The 9202-nt window shown below is 70.7% G+C and carries 6 protein-coding genes and 1 pseudogene; 6 read left to right on the top strand and 1 reads right to left on the bottom strand.

The features are described 5' to 3' along the window. The 4 genes and pseudogenes from VN520_RS37330 to VN520_RS37345 all read left to right on the top strand — a co-directional run. A pseudogene (locus VN520_RS37330) lies at positions 1 to 504 on the top strand (hypothetical protein); the annotation flags it as partial. 85 nt (positions 505 to 589) lie between these two features. Then, on the top strand, positions 590 to 847 hold the full coding sequence (locus VN520_RS37335; RefSeq protein WP_325751397.1) for a WhiB family transcriptional regulator: 258 nt from the start codon (positions 590 to 592) through the stop codon (positions 845 to 847). Between the two features lie 41 nt (positions 848 to 888). Beyond that, positions 889 to 1224 carry a YkvA family protein gene (locus VN520_RS37340; RefSeq protein WP_325751398.1) on the top strand — a complete coding sequence of 112 codons (336 nt, stop codon included), beginning with the start codon at positions 889 to 891 and terminating at the stop codon, positions 1222 to 1224. A 37-nt stretch (positions 1225 to 1261) separates the two neighbouring features. Further along, positions 1262 to 3163: a rhamnogalacturonan lyase gene (locus VN520_RS37345; protein WP_325751399.1), complete on the top strand. Its 1902-nt coding sequence runs from the start codon at positions 1262 to 1264 to the stop codon at positions 3161 to 3163. 158 nt (positions 3164 to 3321) lie between these two features. Here VN520_RS37345 and VN520_RS37350 read toward each other — a convergent pair whose 3' ends face one another. Further along, positions 3322 to 4053, bottom strand: a complete 732-nt coding sequence (locus VN520_RS37350) for a VOC family protein (RefSeq protein WP_325751400.1) — start codon at positions 4051 to 4053, stop codon at positions 3322 to 3324. Between the two features lie 231 nt (positions 4054 to 4284). On the opposite strand from VN520_RS37350, the gene VN520_RS37355 reads away from it, so the two are divergent. Continuing rightward, positions 4285 to 6720, top strand: coding sequence for a GH92 family glycosyl hydrolase (locus VN520_RS37355; RefSeq protein ID WP_325751401.1), 2436 nt, complete (start codon positions 4285 to 4287; stop codon positions 6718 to 6720). 170 nt (positions 6721 to 6890) lie between these two features. Beyond that, positions 6891 to 9202, top strand: a 2312-nt coding sequence (locus VN520_RS37360; protein ID WP_325751402.1) for a PA14 domain-containing protein, incomplete at its 3' end; no start/stop codon positions are given.

Raw genomic sequence — 9202 nt, forward strand, 5'->3', positions numbered from 1 at the left:
CCCGGCCGCCGGCAGGAGGCTGAGGACGTCGCCCGTGCCGTCCGGCCCGCCGAAGGCCACCGGGCCCGGGCCTTTCGTGTCGCGTGGCCTCCTCCGGCACCGGATCCGGTGATGCGCGGCCTCCTGCGCCGCGTTCGTGACCCCACGCACGCCGACGGCCCCGGGGAGACGGCCGGGCACCAGGCCGTGCCGGAGGAGGCCACACGCCGTCGGCGCCTCACGGCGCGGATGGCGCCCCTCCACTTCCCACCGCACCCCATGGCCGGTGCCCCACCGCTGCACCTGTTGCGCGTCCCGGCCCCGGAGACCGGTGAGCGAACGCTTCTCGAATTCCCCGGCCCCCGGACGGACGTCATCGACGAGCCGGCCGCCGTCATGGACTGCCACGACCGGCTGGACGGCGCGCGCTGCTGCCCCGCACCCGGACCCGTCCTCGCCGTATGCGCCCCGGAGCGCCGGAAACCCTTGAAGAACGGGCTCGTTGTGGTTTCGAACGCCCGATGACGGTCACGCGCACAGTGCGGAACCGAAAAGAAGCGGAACCCAGCGGAGACCGACGGACCTTTTTCTGCGAGAAGGAGTGAGAGACATGGACAACTGGCGCATGCACGCGGCGTGCCGCGAAGAGGACCCCGACCTGTTCTTCCCCATCGGCAGCACAGGTCCCGCGCTCGTACAGGCCGAGGAGGCCAAGGCCGTCTGCGGCGCCTGCCCCGTGCAGGAGAAGTGCCTGGACTGGGCCCTGGAGAACAATCAGGACGCGGGTGTCTGGGGAGGCACGGACGAGAACGAACGCCGCGCTCTGAAGCGCCGTCGCGCCCGGCAGCAGGCCAGGAGCCACGGGTGACGCCTCCGCGCTCCGGCCGCCCCGCGGGGAGACGATGAGGCATGGACACCTCGGTCTGGCTCATCGTCGGCGCGCTCGCGCTGCTCACGGCGGGCGCCGCCGCCGTCCTGCTGGTACGGGTCGTCCGGGCCAGACGGCTCCTCGTCGACGCGGGCATCCCGCTGCACAACAAGGCGCTCGTGTGGGCGTCGGTGATCTACACCGTATCGCCCGTCGACCTGCTGCCGGACCCGGTCTATCTCGACGACATCGGCTTCCTGCTGCTCGCCCTGCGCTCCCTCCACGCCGCGGCGCACGCGGCCGGCGTGGGGCGGGCGCGGCCGGCCGGGACACAAACGGAATCCGGCGGCAACCTTTCGGCTTCCGGGAGCAACTGAGGGGGCGTAAGCCGTCCCCGGCCAGAAGGTGCCTCTCGTGGAACCTCTGCTTCCCCGCCCCGATTCCCGCCCCCGCCACAGACGCCGCACCCCCCGCACCCGTGCGCTGATCGGCGCCCTGGCGGCCGGACTGCTCGCCGCCGGCGGGCTCGTCGCACTCGGCCCCGTCTCACAGGCTGCCACCGCCCGGCAGGCCGAGGCACTCGACCGCGGCGTCGTGAGCGTGCACACCGACAGCGGGAACCTCGTCAGCTGGCGCTGGCTGGGTACCGACCCCGACAACGTTTCCTTCAACGTCTACCGAGCCGGTACCAAGGTCAACGCCTCGCCGGTCACCGCGTCCACGAACTACTTCCACTCCGGCGCGCCCGCCACCGCCGACTACACGGTGCGCGCGGTCGTCGGCGGTGTGGAGCAGAGCGACTCCGTACACGCGGTCCAGTTCCGTGCCGGATACAAGGACGTGCCGATCAGCCCGCCCGCCGGCGGGACGACACCCGACGGGGTCGCCTACACCTACGAGGCCAACGACGCCTCCGTCGGTGACCTGGACGGCGACGGCGCCCTCGACTTCGTGCTGAAGTGGCAGCCCACCAACGCCAAGGACAACTCCCAGTCCGGCTACACGGGCCATACGGTCATCGACGGCATCCGCCTCGACGGCACCCGGCTCTGGCGGATCGACCTGGGGCGCAACATCCGTTCCGGCGCTCACTACACCCAGTTCCAGGTGTACGACTACGACGGTGACGGCCAGGCCGAGGTGGCGATGAAGACCGCCGACGGCAGTGTGGACGGCGCCGGCAAGGTGATCGGCAGCTCTTCCGCCGATCACCGCAACTCATCCGGATACATCCTGTCCGGGCCCGAGTTCCTGACGATGTTCAACGGGAGAACGGGTGCGGCGATGGGCACCGTCGACTACGTGCCCGCACGCGGCACGGTGTCGTCGTGGGGAGACTCCTACGGCAACCGGGTCGACCGCTTTCTCGCCGGCACGGCCTATCTGGACGGCTCCAGGCCGTCCCTGATCATGGCGCGCGGCTACTACACGCGCAGTGTCATCGCCGCCTGGGACTGGCGGGGCGGCGCGTTCACCCGCCGCTGGACCTTCGACACGAACAGCTCGACCAACTCCGGCAGGGGGTACGACGGCCAGGGCAACCACCAGCTGTCCGTCGCCGACGCCGACGGTGACGGCAAGGACGAGATCATGTACGGCGCCATGGCCGTGGACGACAACGGCAGCGGACTGTGGACGACGAAGAACGGCCACGGCGACGCCATGCACGTAGGGGATCTCGATCCTTCCCGGGCCGGTCTCGAGGAGTTCAAGGTCTCCGAGGACAGCTCGAAGCCGTCCTCGTGGATGGCGGACGCCAAGAACGGCCAGATCCTCTGGTCGACGCCCGCGGGCGGCGACAACGGACGCGGCGTGTCCGGTGACATCTGGTCCGGCAGCGCCGGCGCCGAGTCCTGGTCCTCCGCCGTCTCCGGTGTGCGCGGTCCGAAGGGCGACGTGGTCGCGAGCCGCAAGCCGTCCAGTTCCAACTTCCTGTCCTGGTGGGACGGCGACACGACGCGTGAGCTCCTCGACGGCACCCGCATCGACAAGTACGGCACGTCGGCCGACACCCGTCTGCTGACCGGGGCATCGGTCCACTCCAGCAACGGCACCAAGGCCACGCCCGCGCTCTCGGGCGACCTCTTCGGTGACTGGCGTGAGGAAGTGGTCTGGGCGACCACCAACAACACGGCCCTGCGGATCTACTCCACGCCGCACGAGACCGGCACGAAGATCACCACTTTGCTCCACGACACCATGTACCGGACAGCGCTGGCCTGGCAGAACACCGCGTACAACCAGCCGCCGCACCCCAGCTTCGCCATCGGCAGCGGGATGCCGGCCGCGCCCCGGCCGAGCATCACCACGCCGTAGCGTGCCGCGGGCCGTGGCCCCTTCACCCGGGGCCCGGCCCGCCCTTTCACGGCAGGGCAGGAGATCGGGCGGGCCGAGGTGACCGAGCGGTTCCCGCTCGCGGTCCACGGCCCGGTGATCACCTTGGTGTCCCTCCCGGCCGGCAGGGCCGTGAGCACCTACTCGCCCGTCACCGGGGCCCGCCCCGTCAGGCAGTAGACGCCGCCCGCAGGATCCCGCATCACCGTCCATCCGTCGCCGTCGCGTACGAACTCGGCGCCGTGCCGTTCGTGCAGGGCCCGGCCCGCCACGAGGTCCGAGCAGGCCAGATCCGGATGGGCCGAGGCGGGACGGGGCTCGTCCAGGCGCTGGACGAGCAGACGGACGGGCAGGTCCAGGGGCGGGCGAAGGACGTGGAACTCGGGGTGGGCGCCGGGGCGGGCGTCCCAGCCGGTCAGCGCGGCCCAGAAACCTACCTCGGCCTCGAACGCCGCCGGTGACACGTCGAGGCAGAGCTGGTCCAGCCGACTCGCGGTGCCACCGGGGCCGGTGAGGACCGGCGGCCGTGTCTTCTGGCCCCGCCAGGGGACGACGCAGAAGGGCTGGCCGCCGGGGGAGCGCAGGACCGCCAGCTCCGGATGCCGGGCCTCGGCCTCGGCGCCCAGCCGGCAGGCCAGTGCGGTGAAGGCGGGCATGTCGTCCACCGCCAGATCGGGGTGTGCCCCACCCGGTCCGCCCACCGCCTGGACGACCAGGCAGGCGTCGGATGCTTCCGCGAGCAGGGTGGTGAATTCGCCCCGCTCGCCCCACGGCGTGGAGGTGCCGGTCCCGGTGACCGCGCTCCAGAAGGCGGCGGCGCGGCCGGCCACGGCTTCGGGGCGGTCGATGAAGGCGTACGTCCAGCGGATCACGGTGCTCCTTCTGCGGCTGTGCGGGGCTTACTCCCTTTTTTGGCCTTCATGGTGTCAGCGGTCCGGCTCCGGCGGCGCGTTCACCGCTCGTTCACCGGCGGGATCCATCCGCGGCATTCCCTCGCACGCTCCGGCGACCTACGCTCGGCCGCGAATCGACCGATGCTGCCCGCGCCCTCGTCAGGATGGTGCTGACAACGTTGTCCCCCTTTGCCGGAGGTATCCGAGAACATGCCCTCCAGACCGTCCGCGGCCCGGCGTCCCGCCGCACGGGCCGCTGCGATCGCCCTCACCGGAGCGCTGGCCGGCGCCGTCCTGCCGCCGGCCTCCCAGGCCGACGCACTCGTCGCACGGCCCACCGCCCATGTCGATCCGATGATCGGCACGGCGAACGGCGGCAACACCTACCCCGGCGCGGTCCGTCCGTACGGCATGATCGCCTGGTCGCCGACCAGCACCACGGGGGACCAGACGAGCACCGGGGCGGCCAACGGTTATGAGTACGGGGTCACCCGGATGCGCGGCCTGAGCCTCACGCATGTCAACGGAGCCGGGTGCAATCCCGGCGCCGCCGGTGACGTGCCGATCATGCCGTTCGTCGGTGACGTCACCTCCTCGCCGTCCGCCGACACCGAGGACGCCGTATACGCGTCGGACTTCTCGCACGACAACGAGCGTGCGGTGCCCGGCCGTTACACCGTCGGACTGGACTCCGGCGCCACCGCGGACCTCGCCGTGAGCGAGCGTGCGGGGGTGGCCGACTTCGGCTTCCCGGCGGGCAGGCCCGCCAACCTGCTGTTCCGGACGTCCAACTCCCTCAACGGCAGCGAGGACGCCGAGATCGGGATCGACGCCGCGCACCGCAAGGTGACCGGCTCCGTGCTCACCGGGGCGTTCTGCGGCCGGCGCGCCAACGGTGGCACCAACAACCGCAAGAGTTACTACCGGCTCTACTTCAGTGCTTCCTTCGACCGTGACTTCGCCACCACGGGCACCTGGCACGACAGCACCCTTTCGCCGGGTGCGACCAGCGCGAGCGGGGGTGAGGGGTACGCCACCGGGGCGGACCGGGCCGGGCGGGGATCCGGCGGCTGGGTCGGTTTCGACACCTCGGCCGACGACGACGTCCGTATGCGGATCGGGATCTCCTACGTGAGCCAGGCCGGCGCCGAGGCCAATCTCCGCAAGGAGATCGCGCCGGGGGCGAGCGTCGACGACGTGGCCGGGGCGGGATCCGCCGCCTGGGACCGTGAGCTCGCCTCCGTACGCATCGGCGGTGGCAGCGAGGCGCAGCGCACCGCCTTCTACACGGCGCTGTACCACTCGCTGATGCAGCCGAACCTGATCAGCGACACCGACGGCCGCTACCCGGGCATGGACGGGAAGCCGCACCGGGTGACGCGCGGCCAGAAGGCGCAGTACAGCAACTTCTCCGGCTGGGACCAGTACCGCGCCCAGATCCAGCTGCTCGCGCTCCTCAAACCGAGGATCGCGGGCGACTTCGCCCAGTCGCTGTACAACTTCGCCCGGCAGAACGACGGCGTCTGGGACCGCTGGGTGCACGTCAACGGTGCCACGCATGTGATGACCGGAGACCCCACGGCCGCCACCCTCGCCACGTTCTACGCGATGGGCGTACGCAATTTCGACCACGAGGGCGCCTTCGGGTCCCTGGCCCGCCAGGCCACGGTGCCCCACCCCGACGGCCTCTCCGACGCGGGCTGCCCCGGCCAGTGCACCGGTCAGCGGCCCAACCTCGCCCAGTACCTGGAATCCCGCTACGCGGCCCACGACGTCTGCCACTGCTGGGGCGGCGCCGCGGAGACCCTGGAGGACGCGGTCGCCGACGCGGCGCTCGGCCGGTGGGCCCGCCTGCTCGGACGCGACGAGGAGGCCGACGCCTTCGAGGAGCGCGGCCGCTGGTGGCGCAACGTGTTCAACTCCGGGGCCGGCGACGGCACCGGAACCACCGGCTACATCCAGGCGCGCAACCTCGACGGCTCCTGGGTGACTCCCTTCAGCCCCGGCGGCGACCGGGGCTTCGCCCAGGGAACCAGCGCCACCTACACCTGGATGGTCCCGCAGGACGTGCGGGGCCTGGCCGAGGCCATGGGCGGCCGGGAGGTGGCGGCGAAGCGGCTCGACGGCTTCTTCCACAAGGCGGACGGTTCCTGGTCGGTCAAGGGCGGCGACGCACTGCGCTACGACCCCACCAACGAGCCGGGTATCCACGCCCCTTGGCTCTACAACGCGCTGGGACAGCCCTGGAAGACCCAGGAGACCGTACGCGAGATCGTGAACACGGTCTACGGGACCGGTCCGCGCGGCCTGCCGGGCAACGACGACCTCGGCACCATGTCGGCCTGGTACGTCTTCTCGGCCCTCGGCCTCTACCCGCAGACGCCGGGCAGCGCCACCATGCTGCTCGGAGCGCCGCTCTTCCCGTCCGCGCTGCTCGACCGGCCGCAGGGCGGGGACATCCGCATCAGCGCTCCGCAGGCCGACGCGGCGCATCCGTACATCGACGCGGTGCGGGCCGACGGGCGGGCGACCGGCAGATCCTGGGCGGACGCCGGGCTGGTCACCCGAGGAGGAACCCTGGCCTACCAACTTTCCGACAGGCCGAACACCTCCTGGGCCACGGGGCCTGCGGATCTTCCGCGATAGCCCGTCGAACGGCCCGGGCCCAGGACCCGGCGGGCGGCGCGACGCCGCCCGCCGGGTCCCGCCTGCCCGGAGCGAGGGCGCTGAGGGCCTGATTTTCTATCGTTGAAAATTCTGTGTGCACGACCGTTGTCAGGTGTTTGGAGCTGTGGCTCAATGTTCGACTATGTGCAGTGCCCCGTGGTTCGGGGCATCCCGGCTTCTTCGACGAGGACGACGCCTTGATACGACAACCAGCCCGCCCCCGCGTACTTCTCAGAACAGTCGCCTGCACGGCGGCGCTGCTGCTCCCCATCGGGGCCACCCTGGTCCCCGCCGCCGCAGCAGCCCCCGCAGCGGAGGCCGCCGCCGCGCCGGTGGCCGTGAAGGAGAATCCCTCCACCGAGGTGCACGGCCTCAAGGGCGAGTACTTCGCCATGTCGGCCCCCGGCGCCCGTGACTTCGCGGAGCTCGGCGCCGTGGCGCTCGACCCGGACATCAACTTCCCCGGGCTGACCGGTGCGTTCGAGTCGGCCACCGGGAGGACCGAGCACACCACCGCCCGCTGGACGGGGCAGATCGAGGCTCCGGAGGACGGGGACTACACCTTCGCCGCCATCGGTGACAACGGCTTCCGGCTCTTCATCGACGACAAGCCGGTCATCGACCACTGGGAGCCGGACTGGGACAAGGAGCAGACCAGTGCGCCGGTCTCCCTGAAGGCCGGTGAACCGCACACGTTCCGGCTGGAGATGTTCCAGGACACCGGCGGCGCGAACATGTTCCTGCGCTGGTCCAGCGCGAAGCTCGCCAAGCAGATCGTGCCGGAGTCCGCCTTCACCCCGCCGGCCGACTTCGAGGTCTACCCGGTCGGGCTGAGCGTCGCCGGGAACGGGCTGAAGCTGCAGGCGGCCTTCGACCACGAGGTCAGCGGCATCACGGACGTGAAGGACCACCTCACCGTCGAGGCGGACACCACACCGATGCCCGTGAAGTCGGTCGCCAGGGTGCCCGGCGACCGTAAGGCGCTCGTCGTCACCCTGGGCGCAACCGTCCAGAAGGGCCAGCAGGTCAAGTTCGTCTACGACGGTGAGGGCGGTCTGAAGGCCGGCGGCGAGACCGTCCCGGAGATCAGCCGCAGGGCGAAGAACCTCTCCACGCACCGGCTGCTCACCCCGTGGGGCGAGAAGGCCGACCCCAGGAATCCGATGCCGGAGTACCCCCGTCCGCAGCAGGTGCGCGACGACTGGAAGAACCTCAACGGGCCGTGGGAGTTCGCCGGGGCCGAGGCGGGCGAGCAGCCCGTCTTCGGCAAGAAGCTCGACGAGCGCATCACCGTGCCGTACCCCGTCGAGTCCCAGCTCTCCGGACTCGAACGCCACGAAGACCACATGTTCTACCGCAAGCTCGTCACGGTGCCCAGGAGCTGGTCGGTCGGCAAGCGGAACAGCGACGACCGGCTGAAGCTCAACTTCGGCGCCGTCGACCACCACGCGCGGGTCTGGGTCAACGGCAAGCAGGTCGCGGAGCACACCGGCGGCTACACCGCCTTCAGTGCCGACATCACCGACGCTCTCAAGGGCAGCGGTCCCCAGGAGATCGTGGTCGCCGTCACCGACACCACAGGACCCGACCAGCCCACGGGCAAGCAGTCCTCCAACCCCAGCGGAATCTTCTACACCGCTTCCTCCGGCATCTGGCAGACCGTCTGGATGGAGCCTGTCGCTCCGGCCGCCGTGGACTCGCTGAAGACCACGCCCGACATCGACGGGGGCCGGCTCGCCCTGACGGTCGACTCCGGGAACGCGTCGGAGTCGGCCCGGGTCACCGCTGTCGCCCGCGACAAGAAGGGCAAGGTCGTCGGCACCGTCACCGGCCCGGCCAACAGCGAGCTGAGCCTCCCGGTGAGCGAGCAGCACCTGTGGACGCCGGACGACCCGTACCTGTACGACCTCCAGGTCACCCTCAAGGACGGCCGGTCCAGGGACACCGTCGACAGCTACTTCGGCATGCGCTCCTTCGGTGTCGCGAAGGTCGGCGGCTACCAGAAGCTGGTGCTCAACGGGAAGCCGTTCTTCTCCCTCGCCCAGCTCGACCAGGGCTTCTACCCCGACGGCCTGAACACGGCGCCCAGCGACGACGCCCTGGTCTTCGACCTGAAGGCACAGAAGGACCTCGGCTTCAACTCCGTCCGCAAGCACATCAAGGTCGAGCCCGCCCGCTGGTACTACCACGCGGACAAGCTCGGTCTCCTGGTGTGGCAGGACTTCGTCTCCGGCAACATCACCGGCGAGAAGGGACAGAAGGCCTTCCTCGACCAGGGCGCCGAGATGATGGAACAGCTGCACAACCACCCCTCCATCGGCGCCTGGATCGTCTTCAACGAGGGCTGGGGCGAGTGGGACCGCACCGAGACCGGAAAGATCACCGAAAGGGTCCAGGCCGCCGACCCCTCGCGCGTGGTCAGCGCCCACAGCGGTGTCAACTGCTGCAACTCCAAGGGTGA

Source organism: Streptomyces sp. (assembly GCF_035563135.1).
In the GTDB taxonomy this organism is placed as follows: Bacteria; Actinomycetota; Actinomycetes; order Streptomycetales; family Streptomycetaceae; genus Streptomyces.